This is a genomic window from Flagellimonas alginilytica (assembly GCF_042134605.1).
Taxonomy (GTDB): Bacteria; Bacteroidota; Bacteroidia; order Flavobacteriales; family Flavobacteriaceae; genus Flagellimonas; species Flagellimonas alginolytica.
On sequence record NZ_CP169638.1, the window covers coordinates 2,561,741 to 2,588,507 of the forward strand.

General features: G+C 44.8%; 15 protein-coding genes. 12 read left to right on the forward strand and 3 right to left on the reverse strand.

Annotated features, from left to right (window positions below; all coding sequences use genetic code 11):
* The first annotated feature begins 21 nt into the window (after nt 1-21).
* Both rpoC and ABTP35_RS11440 read left to right on the forward strand, forming a co-directional pair.
* A complete protein-coding gene (gene rpoC, locus ABTP35_RS11435; protein WP_293296272.1) occupies nt 22-4,320 on the forward strand; it encodes a DNA-directed RNA polymerase subunit beta' in 4,299 nt (1,432 codons plus the stop codon).
* Nucleotides 4,321-4,376: 56 nt separating this feature from the next.
* Nucleotides 4,377-4,688: a DUF3467 domain-containing protein gene (locus ABTP35_RS11440; RefSeq protein WP_224837697.1), complete on the forward strand. Its 312-nt coding sequence runs from the start codon at nt 4,377-4,379 to the stop codon at nt 4,686-4,688.
* Nucleotides 4,689-4,727: 39 nt separating this feature from the next.
* Here ABTP35_RS11440 and ABTP35_RS11445 read toward each other — a convergent pair whose 3' ends face one another.
* Nucleotides 4,728-5,159 carry a hypothetical protein gene (locus ABTP35_RS11445; RefSeq protein WP_224837698.1) on the reverse strand — a complete coding sequence of 144 codons (432 nt, stop codon included), beginning with the start codon at nt 5,157-5,159 and terminating at the stop codon, nt 4,728-4,730.
* 106 nt (nt 5,160-5,265) lie between these two features.
* Nucleotides 5,266-6,855, reverse strand: coding sequence for a peptide chain release factor 3 (locus ABTP35_RS11450; RefSeq protein ID WP_224837699.1), 1,590 nt, complete (start codon nt 6,853-6,855; stop codon nt 5,266-5,268).
* A 395-nt stretch (nt 6,856-7,250) separates the two neighbouring features.
* Between ABTP35_RS11450 and ABTP35_RS11455 the strand changes: the two genes are divergently transcribed.
* The 10 genes from ABTP35_RS11455 to ABTP35_RS11500 all read left to right on the forward strand — a co-directional run bounded on the left by ABTP35_RS11455 (nt 7,251) and on the right by ABTP35_RS11500 (nt 26,033).
* The gene (locus ABTP35_RS11455; RefSeq protein ID WP_375334199.1) at nt 7,251-10,760 is read left to right on the forward strand and encodes a gliding motility-associated C-terminal domain-containing protein; all 3,510 of its coding nucleotides are present in this window, start codon (nt 7,251-7,253) and stop codon (nt 10,758-10,760) included.
* Between the two features lie 13 nt (nt 10,761-10,773).
* Nucleotides 10,774-11,721 carry a type IX secretion system membrane protein PorP/SprF gene (locus ABTP35_RS11460; protein WP_224837701.1) on the forward strand — a complete coding sequence of 316 codons (948 nt, stop codon included), beginning with the start codon at nt 10,774-10,776 and terminating at the stop codon, nt 11,719-11,721.
* Between the two features lie 11 nt (nt 11,722-11,732).
* On the forward strand, nt 11,733-13,682 hold the full coding sequence (locus ABTP35_RS11465; RefSeq protein WP_293296267.1) for an OmpA family protein: 1,950 nt from the start codon (nt 11,733-11,735) through the stop codon (nt 13,680-13,682).
* 404 nt (nt 13,683-14,086) lie between these two features.
* The gene (locus tag ABTP35_RS11470) at nt 14,087-20,761 is read left to right on the forward strand and encodes a hypothetical protein (RefSeq protein ID WP_375334200.1); all 6,675 of its coding nucleotides are present in this window, start codon (nt 14,087-14,089) and stop codon (nt 20,759-20,761) included.
* Between the two features lie 23 nt (nt 20,762-20,784).
* Nucleotides 20,785-22,812 (forward strand): gliding motility-associated C-terminal domain-containing protein, encoded by a 2,028-nt coding sequence (locus tag ABTP35_RS11475; RefSeq protein ID WP_293296263.1) that lies wholly within the window; start codon nt 20,785-20,787, stop codon nt 22,810-22,812.
* Nucleotide 22,813: 1 nt separating this feature from the next.
* Entirely contained in the window at nt 22,814-23,767 is a 954-nt protein-coding gene (locus ABTP35_RS11480) for a type IX secretion system membrane protein PorP/SprF (RefSeq protein WP_224837803.1), read from the forward strand.
* 57 nt (nt 23,768-23,824) lie between these two features.
* Nucleotides 23,825-24,358: an isopentenyl-diphosphate Delta-isomerase gene (idi, locus tag ABTP35_RS11485; RefSeq protein ID WP_293296260.1), complete on the forward strand. Its 534-nt coding sequence runs from the start codon at nt 23,825-23,827 to the stop codon at nt 24,356-24,358.
* Complete coding sequence (locus ABTP35_RS11490; protein ID WP_293296258.1) at nt 24,355-24,762, forward strand: 6-carboxytetrahydropterin synthase; 408 nt, start codon at nt 24,355-24,357, stop codon at nt 24,760-24,762. The genes idi and ABTP35_RS11490 overlap by 4 nt, the downstream gene beginning before the upstream one ends.
* Before the next feature lie 2 nt (nt 24,763-24,764).
* The gene (locus ABTP35_RS11495) at nt 24,765-25,733 is read left to right on the forward strand and encodes a type I phosphomannose isomerase catalytic subunit (RefSeq protein WP_224837800.1); all 969 of its coding nucleotides are present in this window, start codon (nt 24,765-24,767) and stop codon (nt 25,731-25,733) included.
* Between the two features lie 27 nt (nt 25,734-25,760).
* Nucleotides 25,761-26,033, forward strand: coding sequence for a hypothetical protein (locus ABTP35_RS11500; RefSeq protein WP_293296256.1), 273 nt, complete (start codon nt 25,761-25,763; stop codon nt 26,031-26,033).
* Here the strand turns inward: ABTP35_RS11500 and ABTP35_RS11505 are convergent.
* Nucleotides 26,030-26,728 carry a DUF4369 domain-containing protein gene (locus tag ABTP35_RS11505; protein WP_293296254.1) on the reverse strand — a complete coding sequence of 233 codons (699 nt, stop codon included), beginning with the start codon at nt 26,726-26,728 and terminating at the stop codon, nt 26,030-26,032. The genes ABTP35_RS11500 and ABTP35_RS11505 overlap by 4 nt on opposite strands.
* Between the last annotated feature and the right edge of the window lie 39 nt (nt 26,729-26,767).

A 26,767-nucleotide genomic window follows, 5' to 3' on the forward strand; every position in this document is an offset into this window, starting at 1 on the left:
CTATATCATCACCATATTGTTATGGCTAGAATAAAAGATAATAACGCACAAAAAAGGTTCAACAAAATTTCCATCGGATTGGCCTCTCCAGAGTCAATCTTGGCAGAGTCCCGTGGAGAGGTGTTGAAGCCCGAAACCATTAACTATAGAACGCACAAACCAGAGCGTGATGGATTGTTCTGCGAGCGTATTTTTGGTCCCGTTAAGGATTATGAATGTGCCTGTGGTAAGTACAAAAGAATCCGTTACCGTGGAATCGTTTGTGACCGTTGTGGTGTTGAAGTAACGGAGAAAAAAGTACGTAGAGATCGCGTGGGGCACATTAATCTTGTGGTTCCCGTAGCGCATATCTGGTACTTCCGTTCACTGCCAAACAAAATAGGATACCTTTTGGGATTGCCTTCCAAAAAGTTGGATATGATCATATACTACGAAAGGTATGTGGTTATCCAGCCTGGTATTGCCAAAGGTCCAGAAGGTGAGGAAATCCACAAAATGGATTTCTTGACCGAAGAGGAATACTTGAACATTTTGGAATCCATTCCTACCGAGAACCAATACTTGGAGGATACCGATCCCAATAAGTTCATTGCCAAAATGGGTGCCGAATGTTTGATTGACATTTTGTCCAGAATAGATTTGGAACAATTGTCGTACGAACTACGTCACAAGGCGAACACCGAAACATCAAAACAACGTAAGACCGAAGCATTGAAACGTCTTCAGGTAGTCGAGGCATTGCGTGAATCACAGAACAACAGGGAGAACAACCCTGAATGGATGATCATGAAAGTGATTCCTGTGATTCCGCCGGAATTGCGCCCGTTGGTACCGTTGGATGGTGGTCGTTTTGCCACATCAGATTTGAACGATTTGTACCGTAGGGTAATTATCCGAAACAACCGATTGAAGCGTTTGATGGAGATCAAGGCGCCAGAAGTGATCTTGAGGAACGAAAAGCGTATGCTTCAAGAAGCGGTGGATTCCCTTTTCGATAACACAAGAAAAGCATCTGCGGTAAAAACGGAATCAAATAGACCATTGAAATCCCTTTCCGATTCATTGAAAGGTAAGCAAGGTCGTTTCCGTCAAAACCTTTTGGGTAAACGTGTGGATTACTCTGCTCGTTCCGTAATCGTTGTTGGACCGGAATTGAAATTGTACGAATGTGGTCTTCCTAAAGATATGGCTGCCGAACTTTACAAGCCGTTCATCATCCGTAAGTTGATAGAAAGAGGTATCGTAAAGACGGTTAAATCTGCCAAAAAGATTATAGACAAGAAAGAGCCCGTAGTTTGGGACATTCTTGAAAACGTCCTTAAAGGGCACCCAGTATTGTTGAACCGTGCCCCCACATTGCACCGTTTGGGTATCCAAGCGTTCCAGCCTAAACTTATCGAAGGTAAGGCGATTCGTTTGCACCCATTGGCATGTACCGCATTTAACGCGGATTTTGATGGGGATCAAATGGCAGTTCACTTGCCATTGGGGCCAGAGGCCATTTTGGAAGCTCAATTATTGATGTTGGCTTCACAGAACATCCTTAACCCAGCAAACGGTTCCCCGATTACCGTACCATCTCAGGATATGGTCTTGGGATTGTATTATATGACCAAGCATAAAAAATCCACACCGGAAGAGCCTGTGTTGGGTGAAGGTTTGACCTTCTATTCTTCTGAAGAAGTGGAGATTGCCTTCAACGAGAAAAAAGTATCGCTTAACGCCGGAATCAAGGTTAGGGCAAAGGACTTTAACGAAGAAGGTGAGTTGGTCTATCAAATTATAGAAACCACGGTAGGTCGTGTATTGTTCAACACAGAAGTGCCGGAACAAGCAGGATTCATCAACCAGGTATTGAACAAGAAAGCCCTTAGAAACATTATTGGGGACATACTTGCAGTGACCGATGTGCCTACTACAGCGGAGTTTTTGGATAAGATCAAGGCCATGGGGTACGATTTTGCCTTTAAAGGTGGATTGTCCTTTAGTTTGGGTGATATTATCATCCCGGCCGAAAAATTGGATATGATCGAAGAGGCCAATGGACAAGTTGATGGTATTATGATGAACTATAACATGGGTCTTATTACCAACAACGAACGTTACAACCAGGTAATTGATGTTTGGACCTCTACCAACGCCATGTTGACCGAGTTGGCCATGAAGCGAATTCGTGAAGACAAACAAGGATTCAACTCTGTGTATATGATGTTGGATTCTGGTGCGAGGGGTTCCAAAGAACAGATTCGTCAGTTGACCGGTATGCGTGGATTGATGGCCAAGCCTAAAAAATCTACAGCAGGAGGTGGAGAGATTATCGAAAACCCGATTCTTTCCAACTTTAAGGAAGGATTATCGATTTTGGAATACTTTATCTCTACCCACGGTGCACGTAAAGGTCTTGCGGATACCGCTTTGAAAACTGCGGATGCTGGATACTTGACCCGTCGTTTGGTGGATGTTTCACAGGATGTTATCGTTAATAGCGAAGATTGTGGAACCTTGAGAGGTATCGAAGTGGAAGCTTTGAAGAAAAATGAGGAAGTTGTTGAAACTTTGGGTGAGAGAATCCTAGGTAGGGTATCCTTACACGATGTTTATAACCCATTGACCGAAGAGCTTGTCCTAAGAGCAGGTCAAGAGATCAATGAAGCCGATGTTAAAAGAGTAGAAGCAGCTCCGATCGAGAAGATAGAAGTAAGGTCACCGTTAACGTGCGAGGCGCCACAAGGTATATGTGCCAAATGTTATGGACGTAACCTTGCTACCAATAAAATGGTACAAAGAGGTGAGGCCGTAGGTGTTGTTGCCGCTCAGTCCATCGGTGAGCCTGGTACACAGTTAACGTTGCGTACCTTCCACGTGGGTGGTATTGCAGGTAACATCTCCGAGGACAACAAATTGGAGTCTAAATTTGATGGTGTTGCCGAAATCGAGGACCTAAGGTTGGTAGAAGGAGAAAATAGTGAAGGTGGAAAAACCAATATTGTTATCTCCAGAACATCCGAAGTTAAGATTGTTGACCCAAAAACAGGAATTACCTTAAGTACAAACAACATCCCTTATGGTTCTCAGCTGTACATTAAAAATGGTGAGAAAATAGCAAAGGGAACTGTTATTTGCGAGTGGGATCCATATAATGGTGTAATTGTTTCCGAATTCTCTGGAGAGATAGCCTACGAAAACATTGAGCAAGGGGTTACTTACCAAGTAGAAATCGATGAACAGACCGGTTTCCAAGAAAAAGTAATCTCCGAAAGTAGGAACAAAAAACTTATTCCAACCTTGTTGATCAAGGATGGTAAAGGAGAAACATTGCGTTCGTACAACTTGCCGGTTGGTTCACACCTTATGATCGATGATGGCGAAAAGGTGAAGGAAGGTAAGATTTTGGTGAAAATCCCACGTAAATCTGCTAAGGCAGGGGATATTACCGGAGGTCTTCCGAGGGTGACCGAGCTTTTCGAGGCCCGTAACCCATCCAATCCAGCAGTTGTTTCGGAAATTGATGGTGTAGTATCTTTTGGTAAGATCAAGCGAGGTAACCGCGAAATCATTATAGAATCCAAAACAGGTGATATCAAAAAGTACTTGGTTAAATTGTCCAACCAGATTTTGGTTCAGGAGAACGACTACGTACGTGCCGGTATGCCATTGTCCGACGGTTCCATTACACCGGAAGATATCTTGGCCATTAAAGGACCATCCGCAGTACAGCAATACTTGGTGAACGAGGTACAAGAGGTATATCGTTTACAGGGTGTGAAAATCAACGACAAACACTTTGAGGTTGTTGTAAGACAAATGATGCGTAAAGTTAAGATCCAAGATCCAGGTGATACTATCTTCTTGGAGAATCAATTGGTGCACAAAGACGACTTTATCAACGAAAATGATGAGATTTTCGGTAAGAAGGTTGTGGAAGATGCCGGGGATTCCGAAAGATTGAAGCCAGGGCAGATCTTAACCATACGTGAGCTAAGGGACGAGAACTCTATTCTTAGAAGAGAGGACAAGAACTTAGTGGTTGCAAGAGATGCAGTTGCTGCAACAGCAACGCCGATCCTGCAAGGTATCACAAGAGCATCGTTGCAGACCAAATCCTTTATTTCTGCGGCATCGTTCCAGGAAACTACAAAAGTGTTGAACGAAGCTGCGGTTAGCGGTAAAGTGGATACCTTGGAAGGATTGAAGGAAAATGTAATTGTAGGACATAAGATTCCTGCCGGTACCGGTATGAGGGATTATGACAGTATCATTGTAGGTTCCAAAGAGGAGTACGATGAGATCATGGCCCGAAAAGAGGAATTTAAATTCTAAATAAAAATAAACCCTGGCCTTTAGGTCGGGGTTTTCTTTTTAAGATAAGAACAGATATGGCTGAAGAAAAGAAGAATCAGAAACAGATCAATATAGAGTTGGACGAGAAAACAGCGGAAGGAACATATTCCAATCTGGCTATAATCAACCACTCAGTATCAGAGTTTGTGGTGGACTTTATTAGTTTGATGCCGGGCGCTCCCAAGGCAAAGGTGAAAAGCAGAATAATCCTAACGCCACAACATGCCAAAAAACTGCTCAAGGCATTAAATGAAAATGTAAATAGGTTCGAAAGTGCCCATGGAACAATTCAGGACTATGAGCAACCTCCGATTCCATTGAATTTTGGCCCTACTGGAGAAGCATAAAAAAAGCCCCTTTTTTAAAAGGGGCTTTTTTTATTGATTTTATGTTAACCAACCTTTCTCAATTCCCTTTTTAGAGAATAAAATCAGGTAAATCCCAATTATTATCACAATTACGGGCATGGCATATGTAGAAGGTCCAAAAGCTTCCACGGCATTGGAGATAAACAACCAATGGATGAATTGAACCACTGCGGCCAATAGCGAAAGAATAAATAGTGGCCGGGCCCATTTTTTACGCAACAGTAGTCCAATACAGGCCAAAGTTCCGGAGAATACAGCAAGGGCAAATGCTGCCGTGGCCCATGCCGGTATGCCTTCGAAAGCTTCACGTTGTGCTTGGTCTAAAGTTTCTAAGATAGCCTGTTGGTTAAAAGCTTGATTGAGATAGTTGAAAACACCCATTAAATTCCATAAAAGTGCGATAATGCTTACCACCCAGAACCAAGTAGGCGGTTTTACTGTAGTTGTCATAGTTTGCTTAATTAATTGGTTATACCAATCAATGTACAAAAAAAAGAAATATGAACTTATATAATCAATTCGTTTTCAACGTTGTATGCGTTGGTTAAAAAAAGGATTATTCAAACTCTGAAGTGTAGTGCAGTTTTACGGAAGGGTACTTTTGTTGGGTCATCTGTAACGAAAATGGGGAATCTGCCAAAAACACCAATTGCCCTCTTTTGTCGGTAGCCAAAAACTTTTGCTTTACCCTTTTGAACTCTTGGAACTCCTCATTGTTTTCATCTTCTGCCTCTACCCAGCATGCTTTATGGACCGGAAAATTTTCATAGGTACACTTGGCCCCGTACTCGTGCTCCAATCGATATTGGATAACTTCATATTGCAGAGCACCAACGGTTCCAATAACTTTCCTTCCGTTCATTTCCAGGGTGAACAACTGGGCGACACCTTCATCCATTAATTGATCAATTCCCTTGTACAGTTGCTTGGCTTTCATTGGGTCTGCATTGTTGATATATCTAAAATGCTCGGGAGAAAAGCTCGGAATGCCTTTGTAGTGCAGTTCTTCACCGCTGGTCAAAGTGTCCCCTATCTTAAAGTTGCCCGTATCATGAAGCCCCACAATATCCCCTGGATAAGAGATGTCCACAATCTCTTTTTTCTCTGCAAAGAATGCGTTTGGGCTGGAGAACTTTAGCTTTTTTCCTTGTCTTACGTGTAGATAGGGAGTGTTGCGTTCAAAAGTACCTGAAACAATCTTAACAAAAGCCAATCTGTCCCGGTGCTTGGGGTCCATGTTGGCATGTATTTTAAATACAAATCCGGAGAAATCCTTTTCGTCTGCCTTGACCAAACGTTCCTCGGCTTTTTTTGGTCTGGGAGAGGGAGCGATATCCACAAAACAATCCAACAGTTCACGTACGCCAAAATTATTCAGTGCAGAACCAAAAAAAACAGGTTGCAACTCACCTTTAAGATAGGCTTCTTTGTCAAAATCCGGGTAAACACCATCTACCAGTTCCAAGTTGCCGCGTAACTCTTCGGCTGCGTTGGCCCCGATAATTTCTTCAAGCTCTGGATTGTCGAGGTTATCAAAAGCAATGGTCTCCTCGATGTTTTTTTTGCTATTGCCGCTAAACAGATTAATGTTTTTTTCGTAGATGTTGTAGATTCCCTTGAAATCGTATCCCATGCCTATCGGAAAGCTTAAAGGGGTAACGGACAAACCTAATTTTTGTTCTACTTCGTCCAAGAGATCAAAAGCGTCTTTTCCCTCACGATCCAATTTGTTGATGAAAACGATCATTGGAATATTTCGCATACGACAGACCTCGACGAGTTTTTCCGTCTGCTCCTCCACACCTTTTGCCACATCAATAACAACAATAACGCTGTCCACCGCGGTGAGGGTCCGGAATGTGTCCTCGGCGAAATCTTTGTGCCCTGGGGTATCCAGGATATTTATCTTTTTGTCCTTATAAATAAACGCTAAAACCGAAGTAGCGACCGAAATACCCCTTTGTCTTTCGATTTCCATAAAGTCACTCGTGGCGGACTTTTTTATTTTGTTGCTTTTTACGGCTCCCGCTTCTTGGATCGCACCACCGAACAAAAGTAATTTTTCGGTCAAAGTAGTTTTACCGGCATCCGGGTGGGAAATGATACCAAAGGTTCTTCGTTTCGCTATTTCCTTTTGAAATTCCATCAACAAAAATTTCGGCAAAAATAGTGGATTTATCTGTTATGCCCCGAATTTTGGCAACGAATCACGATTGTTAATATTATTGGAAAAAAATTACCGAAATAAACCGGTGAAAACGAAAAAGTGAAGTATTTTTCGGCCGTTTTAATAGCACTGACCATTAAAGTGTGGGTTATATACCATTGGTGAATCGACAATCCAGTCAATAATGTTGATGAACATGCCTTTTATCGATTAAAATAGGAGGTGATAGTCAAATAGTTTAACTATGTGACGTAATTGTGTCGAGATGTGTCAAATGGACCAGTGACATTAAAACAAACAAGAAAACCCCAATTTTCTTACAATTACGAGAACCACTTTTTGCCATGGTGATAGTTGACCAAAACTTATCATTTATGGACAAAATTACTTTTGTGAGACTAAATAACCCGCTACACAAGCAGTTCGTGTTTACGATGTTCTTTGTGGTATTTGGCTTTGCATCACATTTTAGTGCAGCCAATACTTATGATTTTACAACTCCCTTAGGTCTCGATCTAGAAAATAGCTATAACTCTCAATCCCTTACATTTGATTTTCAGCGAACTTCGTTATGGAATCCTTTGTCGTTTTGTTACGGAAGCGACGATTGTGATGGTGATGGGGTTACCACAGATCAGGAAAATATAGATGGTACAGACCCAAATGACCCATGCGATTTTGTTTTGGCACACCAGAACTGTTCGCCGTCTTACAAATGGAAAAAAATGGATTGTGATGGGGATGGGGTTACCAATGGCAGGGAAAAGCATGACGGTACCGATCCCTTAGATCCTTGTGATTTTGTTTTGGCACACCAGAACTGTTCGCCGTCTTACAAATGGAAAAAAATGGATTGTGATGGGGATGGGGTTACCAATGGTAGGGAAAAAGAAGACGGTACTGATCCACTAGATCCTTGCGATTTTGTTTTGGAGCACCAGGATTGTGCACCGTCCCAGGAATGGAAGAAGTTGGATTGTGATGGAGATGGGGTAAGTAATGGCCAGGAAAAGGAAGACGGTACAGATCCACTAGATCCTTGCGATTTTGTTTTGGAGCACCAGGATTGCGCACCGTCCCAGGAATGGAAGAACTTGGATTGTGATGGAGATGGGGTCACCAACGGCGATGAGAAGGAAGATGGCACAGACCCATTGGATCCATGCGAATATAACCCGGATAGTGTAACCCTGCCACAAAGTGGGGACTATCTGGATGCTGATTGTGATGGCGACGGGGTTACCAACGGCGACGAGATAGAAGATGGAACCGATCCTTTGGATTCCTGTGATTTTAAACTGGAAAGTCAAACCGTCACCCCCGATTCTACTTGGATAGACGCCGATTGTGATGGCGATGGGGTCACCAACGGCGATGAGAAGGAAGATGGTACGGATCCTTTAGATCCGTGCGATTATAATCCAGAAAGTGTTACCCTGCCGCAATCTGCAAATTGGGAATCCCTTGATTGTGATGGCGACGGAAACCCCAATGATACGGACCCTGACCCTTTGACGGTAAATGCCAATGACGATTTTGGTTCGACACCCGCAACTATTGAGGTTGCAATAAACATTTTGGAGAATGATGATTTTCTTCCCAACAATGCACCTAACAATGTCGGTGTTACCAATATTGAAAGAATCGGAGGCAGCGCTGTTGGAGTAGTTGTTTTTAATAATGATACTGGTTTTGTAAACTATATACCGGAAACATCTGAATCAAATTCCACCGTTTCCATAGTGTATCAGGTGTGCAACATACTGCCCGACCCAAGTGTGTGCGCAACTGCCACGATTTATATAGAAATCGGAGCGAATGCTCTGGATGCCGTAGATGATACATTTACGGCGGAAACGGGAGATGGGGGAACCATTCCGAACAGCAATGTGCTAACCAACGATACGTACAATGGAGAACCTGTTTCCTTGGAAGATGTGGTGCTGACCTCCACGCCAACGGACCAGTTGACCATCAATGCGGACGGGACCATCAGCGTAGTCCCCGGAACCGAAGCGGGAACCTATACCATTGAATACACGATATGCGATGTAGCCGATTCCGCCAATTGCGATACCGCTACGGTTACCGTTGAGGTGCTCCAAGGACCGGGCAATGTGCTGGATGCCGTAGATGATACCTTTACGGCGGAAACGGGAGATGGGGGGACCATTCCGAACAGCAATGTGCTAACCAACGATACGTACAATGGAGAACCTGTTTCCTTGGAAGATGTTGTGCTGACCTCCACGCCAACGGACCAGTTGACCATCAATGCGGACGGTACGATCAACGTAGTCCCCGGAACCGAAGCGGGAACCTATACCATTGAATACACGATATGCGATGTAGCCGATTCCGGCAATTGCGATACCGCTACGGTTACCGTTGAGGTGCTCCAAGGACCGGGCAATGTACTGGATGCCGTAGATGATATGTTTACGGCGGAAACGGGAGAAGGGGGAACCATTCCGAACAGCAATGTGCTAACCAACGATACGTACAATGGAGAACCTGTTTCCTTGGAAGATGTTGTGTTGACCTCCACGCCAACGGACCAGCTGACCATCAATGCGGACGGTACGATCAACGTAGTCCCCGGAACCGAGGCGGGAACCTATACCATTGAATACACGATATGCGATGTAGCCGATTCCGCCAATTGCGATACCGCTACGGTTACCGTTGAGGTGCTCCAAGGACCGGGCAATGTACTGGATGCCGTAGATGATATGTTTACGGCGGAAACGGGAGAAGGGGGAACCATTCCGAACAGCAATGTGCTAACCAACGATACGTACAATGGAGAACCTGTTTCCTTGGAAGATGTTGTGTTGACCTCCACGCCAACGGACCAGCTGACCATCAATGCGGACGGTACGATCAACGTAGTCCCCGGAACCGAGGCGGGAACCTATACCATTGAATACACGATTTGCGATGTGATGGATGTCAATAATTGTGATACCGCTACGGTTACCGTTGAGGTGCTCCAAGGACCGGGCAATGTACTGGATGCCGTAGATGATATGTTTACGGCGGAAACGGGAGAAGGGGGAACCATTCCGAACAGCAATGTGCTATCCAACGATACATATAATGGAGAACCTGTTTCCTTGGCAGATGTGGTGTTGACCTCCACGCCAACGGACCAGTTGACCATCAATGCGGACGGGACCATCAGCGTAGTCCCCGGAACCGAGGCGGGAACCTATACCATTGAATACACGATTTGCGATGTGATGGATGTCAATAATTGTGATACAGCAACAGTGGCCGTTGAGATTATAGAAGGGATGGAAAATGTAATTGATGCAGTGGACGATACCTATAATACTGGAATCGGCGGGGGACCAATAGAAAATAGTAATGTTCTGGACAACGATACCCTCAATGACAATCCCGTTTCAATTACTGATGTTATACTCACATCGACACCTACGAACGAATTGTCTGTCGAAGAAGATGGCAGTATAAGGGTGTTCCCTGGTACACCGATAGGAATATATACCATAGAATATACCATTTGCGAAGCTGCAAACGGAAATAATTGCGACACTGCTATAGTTACGGTGATTGTAGAAGAAATCGAAGTAAATCAAATGTTGACCCCTAATGGAGACCTTAAGAACGATTTCCTATTTATTCGAGGGGTCGAGTACATAAAGTCGAGCACATTGAAAATATTCAACCGTTGGGGAACCCAAGTTTTCGAAAGTGCGAATTACGATAACGTGAACAATGTTTTTGATGGACGGGTTCGAGGTAAATCGGCTATTAGCGTTAATGATTATCTACCGGCCGGGGTTTATTTTTATATTTTTAACTATGAAACGGCCCAAGGAAGTTTCACGGATTCCGAATACATTTATATAAGCAGGTAACTATTTTGATAGAATGATAAAGAAGCATTTTTTTATAGCATTGTTGTTTGTTGGCGCGATCATTACAGGCGCAAAGGCCCAACAAGATGCACAGTACACCCAATACATGTACAATACTTTGAGTGTTAACCCTGCCTACGCCGGTTCCAGAGGACAATTAAGTTTTGCCGGTTTGTACCGTTCGCAATGGGTTGGTCTGGATGGAGCACCGGAAACCTTTACCTTGAACTTGCATTCTCCCATACGAAACAGTAGGTTGGGATATGGGATTTCCATTGTGAACGACAATATTGGCGACGGGGTGGTCCAAGAAACCTATTTGGATGCTGTGGTCTCCTATACGATCGATGTCTCCATGGATGCAAAATTATCCTTTGGGTTAAAGGCAGGGGGAAACATGTTGAGCCTCGACTTTAATGGGTTGCGGAATTTTGACCAAGAAGTGGTCAACCAGAACAATATAGATAATAGGTTTACTCCAAACTTTGGATTGGGGATCTACTATCATACCGATAAGTTTTATGCAGGTGTCTCTGCCCCTAACGTGTTGGAATCCGAATATTTTGATAACGATAATTCGGACGATGGTATCAACTTTCTCTCAGCAGAACGAATGAATATTTATTTGATAACCGGATATGTGTTCGATTTGGGTGCCGACCTGCAGTTTAAGCCTGCTTTGCTTACCAAAGCTGTTGGCGGTGCGCCTTTGCAAGTAGATCTTTCCGCCAGTTTCCTATTTGCCAATAAGTTCAGTTTTGGAGCGGCCTATCGATGGGATGCTGCAGTAAGTGGCCTGGTAGGATTTCAGGTTACCGACCAGATTATGCTAGGGTTGGCTTATGATCGCGAGACCACGGAATTGGGCGGAACGCAGTTTAACGATGGTTCATTTGAAGTTTTCTTAAGGTTGGAATTGTTAAAGTCGTTCCAAAGGACCATATCACCAAGATTCTTTTAATTTAGACCGGAATGCTGAAAAGATTACTCACATTATTGATTATCGTTTGCGGAGGTATTGTTAAAGTGTCGGCCCAGCAAGATAGTATCCCCAACAAACAACTGGTTCGGATAATGGAAAAGGCGGACGAACGCTACAATCAATATTCCTTTAGTCCCGCCATAGATATCTATAAAAAAGTGCTGGATAAAGGCTATACCTCTGCAGATTTATTAAAGAAACTGGGGAATTCTTATTACTTCAACGCTAAATACCAAGAAGCGGCCGAAATCTACAAAAAATTGGAGGCAACATACCCTGATCAGATGTCGGTGGAAGATGTATTCCGATATGCACAAAGCTTAAAGTCGGTAGGCGAATATGACGATGCAGCAAAAATTATGGCCAGTTTCAAGGAAATGACATCGTCCATGGTAGACTATGACGAAGATTACATGGCCAAAATTGAAAAGAATTCAGGAAGGTATTCTGTCAAACAGTTTCCTTATAACAGTAAGTATTCCGATTTCGCAGCAGCGTATTACGAAGAAGGACTCATATTTGCCTCTGACCGCGACACAGGTAATTTTGCGCGATACCGCCATACTTGGAACGCCAGGGACTTTTTGGATCTCTACAAAGTGAATGCCGACAGTATATCCAACAATAAAGTGGTAAAGTTGGGGGGAGAGGTAAATACCAGACTGCACGAATCCACTTCGGTAGTTTCCAAAGATGGGTCTACGATGTATTTTACACGAAATAATTTTTTCGATGGAAGAAAGAAAAAGGATGAAGAAGGAATTATAAGGCTAAAGATCTATAGTGCCGAGAATATTGATGGTATATGGACGAATATTGTAGAACTTCCATTTAATAGTGATTCATATTCCGTGGCCCATCCGATGTTAAGCCCCGACGGCAAGAAACTTTATTTTGTTTCCGATATGCCGGGAAGTCTGGGAGAATCGGATATTTTCGTTACCGAGATTATTGGTGATGGCACCTATGGCCCGATCAAGAACCTGGGGAGTAACATCAATACCATGGCAAGGGAAACATTTCCTTTTATTTCTACTGATGGTGTGCTCTATTTTTCTTCGGATGGACATCAGGGATTAGGTGGGTTGGATGTGTTCGCGACCAAGATTGCATACAACGATTATACACAACCGGTGGTCAATGTGGGAAGACCCATTAACACCCCCAAGGACGATTTTTCATACATATACGATCCGGGCGACCAAACTGGTTATTTCTCTTCCAACCGGGATGGGGGAATGGGAGACGATGATATTTATGAGTTTGTGGAGAACGAACCTCTAATGTTGGATTGTATTCAGGAAATTACCGGGACCGTACGAGATAGAATTTCCAATGAAGTGTTGGCAGGGGCAACAGTAAAAATAATTGATGAGGAAAATAATGAGGTTTCCTCTACCATAACGGATTCCAACGGAAATTATATTTTGGAATTGGATTGTTCCAAAGGCAATTTTGTGCGGGCCTCTCGGGACGGATATGTTCCGGCCGAAGAGTATTTGCCCATATCCGATGGAAAACCGAAAATTGTCGATTTTTATCTGGAACGCGATTTGGTTACCGGAGGTTTTGGGGACGATTTGGCAAAGCTACTTCAATTGAGCACGATTTACTTTGATCTTAACAAATACAATATCAGGCCGGACGCAGAAATAGAAATACAAAAGGTAATCGTGGCTATGGAAAAATACCCGAGCTTAAAAATAAAGGTCAACTCGCATACCGATAGTAGAGGAGTGGACGCATATAACCTTTGGTTGTCGCAAAAAAGAGCACAATCAACAGTTGATTATATGGTATCCAAAGGAATATCTTCAGAAAGATTGAAAGGAGAAGGATTCGGGGAAACCCGATTGGTGAACAATTGTGCCAACGGCGTACAATGTTCAGAGGAACAACATCAGCTCAATAGAAGGTCGGAATTCATAATTTATGAGTAGACGTTGATTCAAAACAAATTAAAACGGCCCTTTACAACTAAAAAGGCCGTTTTTTTATAGGGTATTATGCTCGGTTTCTATAAATGTCCCATTCTTCCCGCCAAAGCACATTCGTAACAGAATCTCATTGGAATTCACTTTTGGCATTGGTCGATATTATTGGGCTTATCGGCGAACTGTCTTAAAAAAATGATAAAAAAGAAAAGAGGTTAACCTCAATTATTAGGGCTTAGACCGTAGGATTTAATGCGTTCACAACAATTATTTTCTACCCCTATATGTCTGGGTAATTTTGTTGGGTGATTAAAATTAGGTGTGTTCCATTTATAGGTAAATCACCCCTTTTTTAATGTTTTCGAACAACAAAAACACAGCATATTAAATTCTCAACTAATAGTAGCCTCATGAAAAAGAGCATTCTAGCCCTAACGTTCCTCCTTTTTACAGGAATTGCCTTTTCTCAAACTACCGTTACCCTTCAGGACCAATGTAATTGTGAGGTTCTCAAGGGTACTGATGTTTCCACATCGGGAGCGGTTACCCCGACAGGAGCGGATTTGGGAGATATTTATGTGAACACCAATACAGGGACCATTTATTTTTGGGATGGGGATTCATGGGAACTTACCGCTACAGATGACCAACAATTGACCGGATTCAATTTTGATGGTGTAACAAATACGTTATCATTAACATTGGAAAATGGGGGCACCGTAAACGTTGATTTGAGCAGTTTGAGCGATGTTTTTACGGATACAAATACAACCATAGCATCATTTGGTATAGATGGTACAAACACAAACCTTGTAATCACTGATTCCGAAGCAAATACCTTTGCTGTGGCGTTGGTGGACTTGGCAGCGTTGATCAATACGGATAATCAAACGCTTACCGAGGTTTTATCGCAAGGTAACGACGCTGGCGGAGCTACAATAACCAACTTGGCTGTTCCAGTTAATCCGCAAGATGCCACCACAAAGGCCTATGTGGACAGTGTGGCCGACGACGATATTACGGGAGTGAGCTTCGATGGTGGGACCAACGAGGTAACGGTAAGCGAGGGCGGCACCAGTTTTTCCGCGGACCTGTCCTCTTTGGACGATAGCGCCGGAGTAGCGGCCAATGCCGCGGACATCGCCAACAACACTACGGCGATAGGTAACAATGCTACTAACATCACAGCGAACGCTTCGGACATTGCCAATAACACTACGAACATTTCGAACAATGCGAGTGCAATAGCGACGAACGCTTCGGACATCGCCAATAACACTACGAACATTTCGAACAATGCGAGTGCGATAGCGACGAACACTTCGGACATCGCCAACAATACTACGGCTATTGGTAACAATGCTGCAAACATCACAACGAACGCTACCGATATAGCCACTAATGCCACGAACCTTGCCAACCATATCTCAGCCGACGGAGATCTATCGGATACGAACGAGATCCAGAACATCGAGGAAGTGCTGACGGACGGGAACGATGCGAACGGTCTAGTGCTGACGGGCCTTGGAGCCCCGACCGCTGCGAGCGATGCCGCCACGAAGGCCTATGTGGACAGTGTGGCCGACGACGATATTACGGGAGTGAACTTCGATGGCGGGACCAACGAGGTAACGGTAAGCGAGGGCGGTACAAGTTTTTCCGCGGACCTGTCCTCTTTGGACGATAGCGCCGGAGTAGCTGCCAATGCCGCGGACATTGTCAATAACACTACGGCGATCGGTAACAATGCCTCTGATATATCGAACAATGCAACGAATATCACAACGAACGCTACCAATATCTCCAACAATACTACGGACATTGCCAACAATACCACGGCGATCGGTAACAATGCTTCGAACATCTCAACTAACACTACGAACATTTCGAACAATGCGAGTGCGATAGCAACGAACACTTCGGACATTGCCAACAACACAACGAACATTTCGAACAATGCGAGTGCGATAGCGACGAACACTTCGGACATCGCCAACAATACCACGGCGATCGGGAACAATGCTGCAAACATCACAACGAACGCTTCGGACATCGCCAACAACACTACGGCGATCGGGAACAATGCCACGGATATTGCGAATCATATAGCGGCCGATGCCGATACGAACATTGGTAACGAGTATAATACGGGAAGTTCCATAACGGACGGAGTTATCGGAATTACCGATGGGGGCGGGACTGAATCTATCGATTTGATCAGTTCGGACCTGAACAACAATATAACCTTTGGTTCAGATGGGGCGCTATATTTGAATGTTGCCTCGGTATCCATTGCAGAGACCAATACCTCCTTGTCCTATAATGATGCAACTGGAGAATTGACATACTCCAATGAATTGGGCAATAATCCGGTTGTTGACATTTCAGGTTTGGACGATAGCGCCGGAGTAGCAGCCAATGCTGCGGACATTGCCAACAATACTACGGCGATTGGGAACAATGCTACTAACATCACAGCGAACGCTACCGATATAGCCACCAATGCCACGAACCTGGCCAACCATATTTCGGCCGACGGAGATCTATCGGATACGAACGAGATCCAGAACATCGAGGAAGTGCTGACTGACGGGAACGATGCGAACGGTCTAGTGCTGACGGGCCTTGGAGCCCCGACCGCTGGTAGCGATGCCGCCACAAAGGCCTATGTGGACAGTGTGGCCGATGACGATATTACTGGGGTGAGCTTCGATGGCGGGACCAACGAGGTAACGGTAAGCGAGGGCAGTACAAGTTTTTCTGCGGACCTGTCCTCTTTGGACGATAGCGCCGGAGTAGCGGCCAATGCCGCTGACATTGCCAACAACACTACGAACATTTCGAACAATGCGAGTGCGATAGCAACGAACGCTTCGGACATCGCCAACAATACTACGGCGATCGGCAACAATGCCGCGGACATTGTCAATAACACTGCGAACATTTCGAACAATGCGAGTGCGATAGCAACGAACACTTCGGACATTGCCAACAATGCCACGAACCTGGCCAACCATATCTCGGCCGATGGAGACCTATCGGATACGAACGAGATCCAGAACATCGAGGAAGTGCTGACTGACGGGAACGATGCGAACGGTCTAGTGCTGACGGGCCTTGGAGCCCCGACCGCTGGTAGCGATGCCGCCACAAAGGCCTATGTGGACAGTGTGGCTGACGACGATATTACGGGAGTGAGCTTCGATGGCGGGACCAACGAGGTAACGGTAAGCGAGGGCGGTACAAGTTTTTCCGCTGACCTATCCTCTTTGGACGATAGCGCCGGAGTAGCAGCCAATGCTGCGGACATTGCCAACAATACTACGGCGATTGGGAACAATGCCGCGGACATTGCCAACAACACTACGAACATTTCGAACAATACGAGTGCGATAGCAACGAACACTTCGGACATTGCCAACAATGCCACGAACCTGGCCAACCATATCTCGGCCGATGGAGACCTATCGGATACGAACGAGATCCAGAACATCGAGGAAGTGCTGACTGACGGGAACGATGCGAACGGTCTAGTGCTGACGGGCCTTGGAGCCCCGACCGCTGGTAGCGATGCCGCCACAAAGGCCTATGTGGACAGTGTGGCTGACGACGATATTACGGGAGTGAGCTTCGATGGCGGGACCAACGAGGTAACGGTAAGCGAGGGCGGTACAAGTTTTTCCGCTGACCTATCCTCTTTGGACGATAGCGCCGGAGTAGCAGCCAATGCTGCGGACATTGCCAACAACACTACGAACATTTCGAACAATACGAGTGCGATAGCAACGAACGCTTCGGACATTGCCAACAATGCCACGAACTTGGCCAACCATATCTCGGCCGACGGAGACCTATCGGATACGAACGAGATCCAGAACATCGAGGAAGTGCTGACTGACGGGAACGATGCGAACGGTCTAGTGCTGACGGGCCTTGGAGCCCCGACCGCTGCGAGCGATGCTGCCACAAAGGCCTATGTGGACAGTGTGGCCGACGACGATATTACTGGGGTGAGCTTCGATGCCGGTACCAACGAGGTAACGGTAAGCGAGGGCGGTACAAGTTTTTCTGCGGACCTGTCCTCTTTGGACGATAGCGCCGGAGTAGCGGCCAATGCCGCGGACATCGCCAACAATACTGCGGCGATAGGTAACAATGCTGCGAACATCACAACGAACACTTCGGACATCGCCAACAACACTACGGCTATAGGTAACAATGCCACGGATATTGCGAATCATATAGCGGCCGATGCCGATATGAACATTGGTAACGAGTATAACACGGGAAGTTCCATAACGGACGGAGTTATCGGAATTACCGATGGGGGCGGGACTGAATCTATCGATTTGATCAGTTCGGACTTGAACAACAACATAACCTTTGGTTCAGATGGGGCGCTATATTTGAATGTTGCCTCGGTATCCATTGCAGAGACCAATACCTCCTTGTCCTATAACGATGCAACTGGAGAATTGACATACTCCAATGAATTGGGCAATAATCCGGTTGTTGACATTTCAGGTTTGGACGATAGCGCCGGAGTAGCTGCCAATGCCGCGGACATTGCCAACAACGCTACGGCAATCGGTAACAATGCCTCTGATATATCGAACAATGCAACGAATATCACAACGAACGCTACCAATATCTCCAACAACACTACGGCGATCGGGAACAATGCTGCGAACATCACAACGAACGCTACCGATATAGCCACCAATGCCACGAACCTGGCCAACCATATCTCGGCCGATGGAGATCTATCGGATACGAACGAGATCCAGAACATCGAGGAAGTGCTGACTGACGGGAACGATGCGAACGGTCTTGTGCTGACGGGCCTTGGTGCCCCGACCGCTGCGAGCGATGCCGCTACAAAGGCCTATGTGGACAGCGTGGCCGATGACGATATTACGGGAGTGAGCTTCGATGGCGGGACCAACGAGGTAACGGTAAGCGAGGGCAGTACAAGTTTTTCCGCGGACCTATCCTCTTTGGACGATAGCGCCGGAGTAGCGGCCAATGCCACGGACATCGCCAACAACACTACTGCGATCGGTAACAATGCCACGGATATTTCGAACAACGCTAGCAATATCTCCAACAATACTACGGCTATTGGTAACAATGCTACTAACATCACAGCGAACGCTACCGATATAGCCACCAATGCCACGAACCTGGCCAACCATATTTCGGCCGACGGAGATCTATCGGATACGAACGAGATCCAGAACATCGAGGAAGTGCTGACTGACGGGAACGATGCGAACGGTCTTGTGCTGACGGGCCTTGGTGCCCCGACCGCTGCGAGCGATGCCGCTACAAAGGCCTATGTGGACAGCGTGGCCGATGACGATATTACGGGAGTGAGCTTCGATGGCGGGACCAACGAGGTAACGGTAAGCGAGGGCGGTACAAGTTTTTCTGCGGACCTATCCTCTTTGGACGATAGCGCCGGAGTAGCGGCCAATGCCACGGACATCGCCAACAACACTACTGCGATCGGTAACAATGCCACGGATATTTCGAACAACACTAGCAATATCTCCAACAATACTACGGCTATTGGTAACAATGCTACTAACATCACAGCGAACACTACCGATATAGCCACCAATGCCACGAACCTGGCCAACCATATCTCGGCCGACGGAGATCTATCGGATACGAACGAGATCCAGAACATCGAGGAAGTGCTGACTGACGGGAACGATGCGAACGGTCTAGTGCTGACGGGCCTTGGAGCCCCGACCGCTGGTAGCGATGCCGCCACAAAGGCCTATGTGGACAGCGTGGCCGATGACGATATTACGGGAGTGAGCTTCGATGGCGGGACCAACGAGGTAACGGTAAGCGAGGGCAGTACAAGTTTTTCTGCGGACCTGTCCTCTTTGGACGATAGTGCCGGAGTAGCGGCCAATGCCGCGGACATTGCCAACAACACTACTGCAATCGGTAACAATGCCACGGATATTTCGAACAACGCTACCAATATCTCCAACAATACTACGGCTATTGGTAACAATGCTTCGAACATCACAACGAACGCTTCAGACATTGCCAACAACACAACGGCGATCGGGAACAATGCGAGTGCGATAGCTACGAACACTACCGATATAGCCACCAATGCCACGAACCTGGCCAACCATATTTCGGCCGACGGAGATCTATCGGATACCAACGAGATCCAGAACATCGAGGAAGTGCTGACTGACGGGAACGATGCGAACGGTCTAGTGCTGACGGGCCTTGGAGCCCCGACCGCTGGTAGCGATGCCGCTACAAAGGCCTATGTGGACAGCGTGGCCGATGACGATATTACGGGAGTGAGCTTCGATGGCGGGACCAACGAGGTAACGGTAAGCGAGGGCGGTACAAGCTTTTCTGCGGACCTATCCTCTTTGGACGATAGTGCCGGAGTAGCGGCCAATGCCGCAGACATTGCCAACAACACTACGAACATTTCGAACAATGCGAGTGCGATAGCAACGAACACTACCGATATAGCCACCAATGCCACGAACCTGGCCAACCATATCTCAGCCGATGGAGACCTATCGGATACGAACGAAATAAACACTCGCTTCGAGGTTAACGGTGCTAACCTTGAAATTGAGGATAGTAACGGTACATTACAAGTTCCTCTAGCAGATATAAATAATCAAGATGCATCAGAAGTGAACTCTGATTCTCCAGTAGATGTAGATGGTGATGGGAATACTGAATCAACTGTTGAAGATGTTATACAGGATATTGCACGAATCACATCCAAAGCAGCGAGAATATTTTACCCACCGTCCATCGCAATAGATGCATCGACCAATGGTGCGGGGAGAACAATCAATTTATATTCTCAATATTTGGCACAATATGGGTCTCCGACTGTGAGAAGTGCGGGTGCTCCAGCAGCAATTCCAACCTATGGTGCAACCGAATTATATTACTATGTGACCTATGCGGACCCAACAGTGTTTGCTAATATGACTATAGATGCCAACGGTGTTCTAACTTATGATATCATAGGACAGCCAGCAGATTATAATGCATTGATCAATGTGGTATTTGTGGTAAAATAATAATGTATAAAGACGGATAGATTTTGAAATCAAACACCTCATATAAGTCTTTATTCATAGGACTGGTAGTTTTCTTTGCAGGAATAAATCTTGCGAGCGCTCAGTTTCTTTTACAAGCTCCGGACACTGGAGATGAAAACAATTATCGGTGGTACGAAGCATCAGATACATCAACTGTTTTGGGAACCAATTCATTTTATGAGGCGACCCAGCCAGGTGTATATTTTGCCACTTATGATGGCACCTTATGTGGTTCCAACGCAACGGGATATTTTATTTTGACCGATTGTGAAGCACCGAACAATGAGGTGGTCCTCGATATTTCAGCCAGTGTTCCATCCGGAGCCACGGTCAGTTGGAACCCAGCTCTTCCGGGAGATCAATCCAGACCCATGGTAACCAGTACACAAACCGTAATGCGGTATGTGGCAACGATTACCAAGGTGGGACATAGCACCGAATTACCGCGATTTACTGTGGTTTGTATGAGTCAAGCAGCCAATTTAATGGATGATTTGATTGTCCTGGATGAGGATACATCGATAGCGGTTCCAATATTTGACAACGATTCCGATTTGCCATCAGCTGGAGTAGTAACGATTACAGACCCTGCAAACGGGGTGGTGAATGTTAACGACAATGGAACGGCTAACGATCCAACGGACGATATAGTTACCTATACGCCCAATCCAGATTACAACGGAAACGATAGTTTTGATTATACCCTATGTAACAACTTTGGGGATTGCAGTACGGCAACCGTTACGGTAGATGTACTGCCAATTGTGGACACTAACGATGATTCGGTATCTACCGATATAGGTGTCGATGCCATAGTTTCGTGGAGGGCCAACGATAATGATATTCCGACCACTGGCTCTATTTCAGCAACCGATCCATCAAATGGAACAGTTGTCTTGAACGATAATGGGACCGCAAACAATCCATCTGATGATGATATTACCTATATCCCAGATTCAGGATTCTCTGGAACGGATACTTTCGATTACACCGTTTGTGATACCAATGGCAATTGCGATACAGCAACGATAACGGTAATCGTAAGTCCTTCAGGAATTGATTTGGATAGCGACAATGATGGTATTGCCGATAGTTTTGAAGACCTAAATGCCGACAATGACAATGACCCATCTACGAACCCAACTGATACAGATGGTGATGGTATCCCGGATTATTTGGATATAGATAGCGATAATGACGGTATTCCCGACAATGTTGAGGCGCAATTTGCCTTGGATTACATTGCACCGAGTATGGTGGATAATAATGGCAATGGAATCGATGATGCCTACGATAATGACGGAAATCTAGGCTTAATACCTGTTGATTCTGATAATGACGGTATACCTGATTATGTAGATGAAGACAGCGACGACGACAATGTGCCCGATGCCATAGAAGGCCATGATCATGATCAAGACGGAATTGCCGATGTAGTACTTATTGGTTCCGATAAGGACAACGATGGTCTGGATGATGCTTTCGAAGGTGAGACCGTCATAGATACCGATGTAAATGATGAAATAAACAGCCCAAGTTCAGATCTACCTGATACCGATGGTGATGGAATACCGGACTTTAGGGACTCTGATGATGACGATGACGGTATCGAAACCATAGACGAAGACTTTAATGGAGACGGGAATTACGCCAACGATGATTCCAATGAAAACGGGATTCCGAATTATTTGGATCCAGATTTAGGTGAATCGACCGTTGGTGAAGAGGAAGTAGATGTGGTGAACGTAATTACACCTAACGGAGATGGCGTACACGATACGCTGGAAATCCGAGGACTGGAAAATTATCCCAACAATACCGTTAGAATATACAATAGGTGGGGAGTAATGGTCTACCAGACCAAAGCATACAACACCAGTGGAAATGTATTCGATGGTACTTCTCAAGGTAGGGTAACCGTAGATCAGGACAATAAATTACCGGTAGGTACGTATTTCTATGTGATAGACTACCAAGATAATGGCGGTAACATGAAACAGCTGACAGGTTATATATATATAAATAGATAAAATGGTAACTGTGGAGAATAAGATGTATAAGGTGAAAATCCAATGGATACTGGCCCTCTTTGTAATGGGGTTGGCAAACATACATGCACAACAAGATGCACAGTATACCCAGTATATGTACAATACGGTCAGTGTAAACCCGGCATACGCAGGATCTAGAGGTCATTTAAGTATAGCCGCACTTTATAGGAACCAGTGGTTGGGGCTCGATGGAGCACCCGAAACACAAACCCTCAATGTGCACACACCGGTAGGCTATCGTGGTGTGGGTCTTGGGCTGTCCATTGTCAATGACAAGATCGGGCCAACATCCGAAACCTATTTTGATGTTGATTTCTCCTATACCATACAAACCTCTTGGGAGGGTCGTCTAAGTTTTGGATTAAAGGCAAGTGCCCATATGTTGGACATACGTTATTCCGAATTGGACGAATTCGAGATAGACCCCCAATTACAATCACAGCAGGATATCCAGAATAAGTTTTCGCCAAACATAGGTGCCGGAGTGTACTACCATACGGATAGATTTTACGCAGGTCTTTCTGCACCAAGAATCCTGGAGACGACACATTTTGATACCTCTTCCATATCAACCGCAAAAGAACAGATCAACCTGTACCTGATTACGGGATATGTCTGGGACCTTAACCCTTTTTTAAAATTTAAACCCACGCTGTTGACAAAAGCAGTTCAAGGAGCACCTTTACAAGTGGACCTCTCTGCCAACTTTATGTTCAACGAAAAGTTTATTGGAGGAGTAGCTTACCGTTGGGATGCTGCCTTTAGTGGACTGTTCGGTTTTATGCTGTCCGATCAGTTAATGTTGGGATTGGCCTATGATCGCGAGACTACAGAACTCGGTGCCGCCACTTTTAACGATGGTTCCTTTGAGATAATTCTGAGGTATGACTTCATCAGAAATATTGGAAACTTAAAATCCCCACGTTTCTTTTAGCAAGAAATTAAACATTGATATCCCCATAAATTACACCAAAGGTCATATTTTTACCATATGAGAGAGGAAAATGTGATACTGGTAAACGAAAAGGACGAACCAATTGGACTAATGCCAAAAATGGAAGCCCACGAAAAAGCCCTTTTGCACAGGGCATTCTCTGTTTTTGTGATGAATAATAAAGGGCAAACCATGCTCCAACAACGGGCCAAGGACAAATACCACTCCCCATTGTTATGGACCAATACGTGCTGTAGCCACCAAAGGGAGGGCGAAAGCAATATCGATGCGGGTAAACGAAGACTCATGGAAGAGATGGGCTTTACCACCGAACTGAAAGAGCTTTTTAGCTTTGTATACAAAGCCCCTTTCGATAATGGACTTACCGAACATGAGTTTGATCACGTAATGGTGGGTTATTTTGAAGATGAACCCAAGATCAATCCTGAAGAAGTGGCCGATTGGAAATGGATGTATCCAGAGGATATCAAAAAAGATATATCGCTTAATCCAGATGATTACACCGCATGGTTCAAGATAATATTTGAACGCTTTTACGATCATCTCATGGAAAATCCAGCCGTAAGATGAAAGTAAAAGTAAGCAGAAAGGCAAGTTTTAATGCCGCACACAGATTATATAGACCAGATTGGGACAACCAAAAGAACAACGAGGTTTTTGGCAAATGCAATAATCCAAGATACCATGGTCACAATTACGACCTTATTGTTAGCGTAACTGGCGAAATAGACCGGGAAACTGGATTTGTAATGGATCTTAAGGTGCTTAAGGATCTGATCAAAAAGCATGTGGAGGACCAACTGGACCACAAAAACCTAAATCTCGATGTTCCAGAGTTTAGGGAGTTGAACCCTACGGCCGAGAATATTGCCGTAGTAATCTGGAACAAGCTAAGACCCCATATAAGTAAATCTAAAGAGTTGGAGATCGTACTCTACGAAACACCAAGGAACTTTGTAACCTATACAGGATAAAAATGAATCTTTACCCATTAAAATTCAAACCGATACTAAAAGAACGACTTTGGGGCGGTACCAAACTAAAAGAAGTCTTGAACAAACCTATAGATAGCGATATTACCGGCGAAAGTTGGGAACTTTCGGGAGTGGCCGGCGATATATCCGAGATTTCCAACGGAAACTTGGAAGGTACATCGCTTCAGGAATTGATGGATTCCCAAGGAGAAGCACTTTTGGGCAAAAGTGTGGTAGAACGATTCGGCAAGGAGTTTCCCATACTCATCAAATTTATAGATGCTAAACAAGACCTATCCATACAGCTCCATCCAAATGATGAATTGGCCAAAAAACGCCATAATTCCTTTGGAAAAACCGAAATGTGGTACATTATGGATGCCGACCCGGGAGCAAAACTCATTGTAGGGTTCAATAAAGATGTGGAAAAGCAGGAATATGTAAAAAGTATAGAGGATGGTACCTTAACGGATTTAATGAACTATGAAGAAGTAAGCGAAGGTGATACATTTTTTATAAATACTGGAAAAATCCATGCCATTGGGGCAGGCGTACTTTTGGCAGAAATTCAACAGACATCCGACATAACTTATCGTGTTTTCGATTTTAACCGAAAGGATAAGGACGGAAACCTGCGAGAGCTGCACACAGGTTTGGCTGTAGACGCCATCGATTACAAAAAGAAGGATGACTTTAAAGTGGACTACCCTAAGAACAAGGGCGAAACGAACCCAATGGTAGATTGCCCCTATTTTAAAACAAATTTTTTGGAATTGATACAGCCTTTAAAGCAAGATCTATCCGAACGTGACTCGTTTACCATTTATATGTGTGTGGGCGGAGGAGCCACTATCACCAACGATTGGGGAAGCACGGAGATAAGAAAAGGAGAAACGGTTCTAGTGCCTGCATCGAGCACTTATGTGGACATCAGTGCCCAAAAAGCTAAACTTTTAGAAGTTACCATTTAATGGTATCTTTAATCAAAACATTATGTTATGCCAAGTATTCGCGATTTAAAGAAGGATGTCAATTTTGTCCTCGGAGATATAATTGAAGCTGTCTACATTTGGGAAGCAGGTTCTGGCAACAAGGAATCTGAAGAAGGTACGGTCATTATCGACGAAGCCATTGAGGTGTATGATAATTTGATGGATAAAATCCATCAAAAAAAGGTGGAGGATGCGAAATCCCACTTTAATTCCATCAGAAGGGAACTGGAAGAAAAGGCTACCAAACTGGTGGAACAGCTCAATAGCCTTGAGTCTTAGTTATTGTCCAAAAAGGCTTTGAATTTTTTACCGTATTTGGATGCCGCTACCTCGGGGCTTAAACCTTTATAAATGGAATCCAGATATTTTGGGTTTGCCTCTCGGGCTTCGGTAATCATAATGTACGGGGTTACATAAGAATCTCCGTTGTTCAATCCAAAATTAAGGGCGTATCGATATCTACCTACGGTATTCTTATTGATTAGGCTTTGAATGGAATCCAAAGCCACGCTATCTTCTTGATATTCGGGTAGAACGGCTTGTTGTGCCAGGGCAAGTTCCCGAATATTGAATTTGGATACCATATCATAAAATTCCAATAACTTTTCGTGAGATTTGGAACCCGAAATTTTTACATCCGTATCAAATGTGTTCCAAGCTGTATTGATCACAATAGTACCAGATTCGCCAAAAAAGTTGATACGATCGTTAATGTCGTTGTTGTCTTCCTTTTTTAGGTAGAGATAAAACACTTCCGGGTCGCCGACCTCTGTGCTAAAACTGAATTTTCCGTCACCCTTGATCTCCAACGAATCTACATTGGTAATGGTGGAATCTTGAAGTTTTTGTAAATAAAGGGTTCCTTTTTTTAATCCTTTAATGTTCCCATTAACGATCATGGTGTTCTCCGTGCTTTTTTCGCAGGCAACCAGGGTAATTCCAAATAGCAATACAAACAATATCCGCTTCATCATATAATTTTAGATGGGCAAATATGCATAATCTTCTGAAAA

What these genes read in the sequence shown, in the direction of transcription:
- ABTP35_RS11505 (WP_293296254.1), bottom strand. Translation starts at nt 26,728, where the DNA reads ATGATGAAGCGGATATTGTTTGTATTGCTATTTGGAATTACCCTGGTT.
- ABTP35_RS11495 (WP_224837800.1), top strand. Translation starts at nt 24,765, where the DNA reads ATGAATCTTTACCCATTAAAATTCAAACCGATACTAAAAGAACGACTT.
- ABTP35_RS11455 (WP_375334199.1), top strand. Translation starts at nt 7,251, where the DNA reads ATGGACAAAATTACTTTTGTGAGACTAAATAACCCGCTACACAAGCAG.
- ABTP35_RS11450 (WP_224837699.1), bottom strand. Translation starts at nt 6,855, where the DNA reads ATGGAATTTCAAAAGGAAATAGCGAAACGAAGAACCTTTGGTATCATT.
- rpoC (WP_293296272.1), top strand. Translation starts at nt 22, where the DNA reads ATGGCTAGAATAAAAGATAATAACGCACAAAAAAGGTTCAACAAAATT.
- ABTP35_RS11490 (WP_293296258.1), top strand. Translation starts at nt 24,355, where the DNA reads ATGAAAGTAAAAGTAAGCAGAAAGGCAAGTTTTAATGCCGCACACAGA.
- ABTP35_RS11500 (WP_293296256.1), top strand. Translation starts at nt 25,761, where the DNA reads ATGCCAAGTATTCGCGATTTAAAGAAGGATGTCAATTTTGTCCTCGGA.
- ABTP35_RS11465 (WP_293296267.1), top strand. Translation starts at nt 11,733, where the DNA reads ATGCTGAAAAGATTACTCACATTATTGATTATCGTTTGCGGAGGTATT.
- ABTP35_RS11480 (WP_224837803.1), top strand. Translation starts at nt 22,814, where the DNA reads ATGGTAACTGTGGAGAATAAGATGTATAAGGTGAAAATCCAATGGATA.
- ABTP35_RS11440 (WP_224837697.1), top strand. Translation starts at nt 4,377, where the DNA reads ATGGCTGAAGAAAAGAAGAATCAGAAACAGATCAATATAGAGTTGGAC.
- ABTP35_RS11445 (WP_224837698.1), bottom strand. Translation starts at nt 5,159, where the DNA reads ATGACAACTACAGTAAAACCGCCTACTTGGTTCTGGGTGGTAAGCATT.
- idi (WP_293296260.1), top strand. Translation starts at nt 23,825, where the DNA reads ATGAGAGAGGAAAATGTGATACTGGTAAACGAAAAGGACGAACCAATT.
- ABTP35_RS11460 (WP_224837701.1), top strand. Translation starts at nt 10,774, where the DNA reads ATGATAAAGAAGCATTTTTTTATAGCATTGTTGTTTGTTGGCGCGATC.
- ABTP35_RS11470 (WP_375334200.1), top strand. Translation starts at nt 14,087, where the DNA reads ATGAAAAAGAGCATTCTAGCCCTAACGTTCCTCCTTTTTACAGGAATT.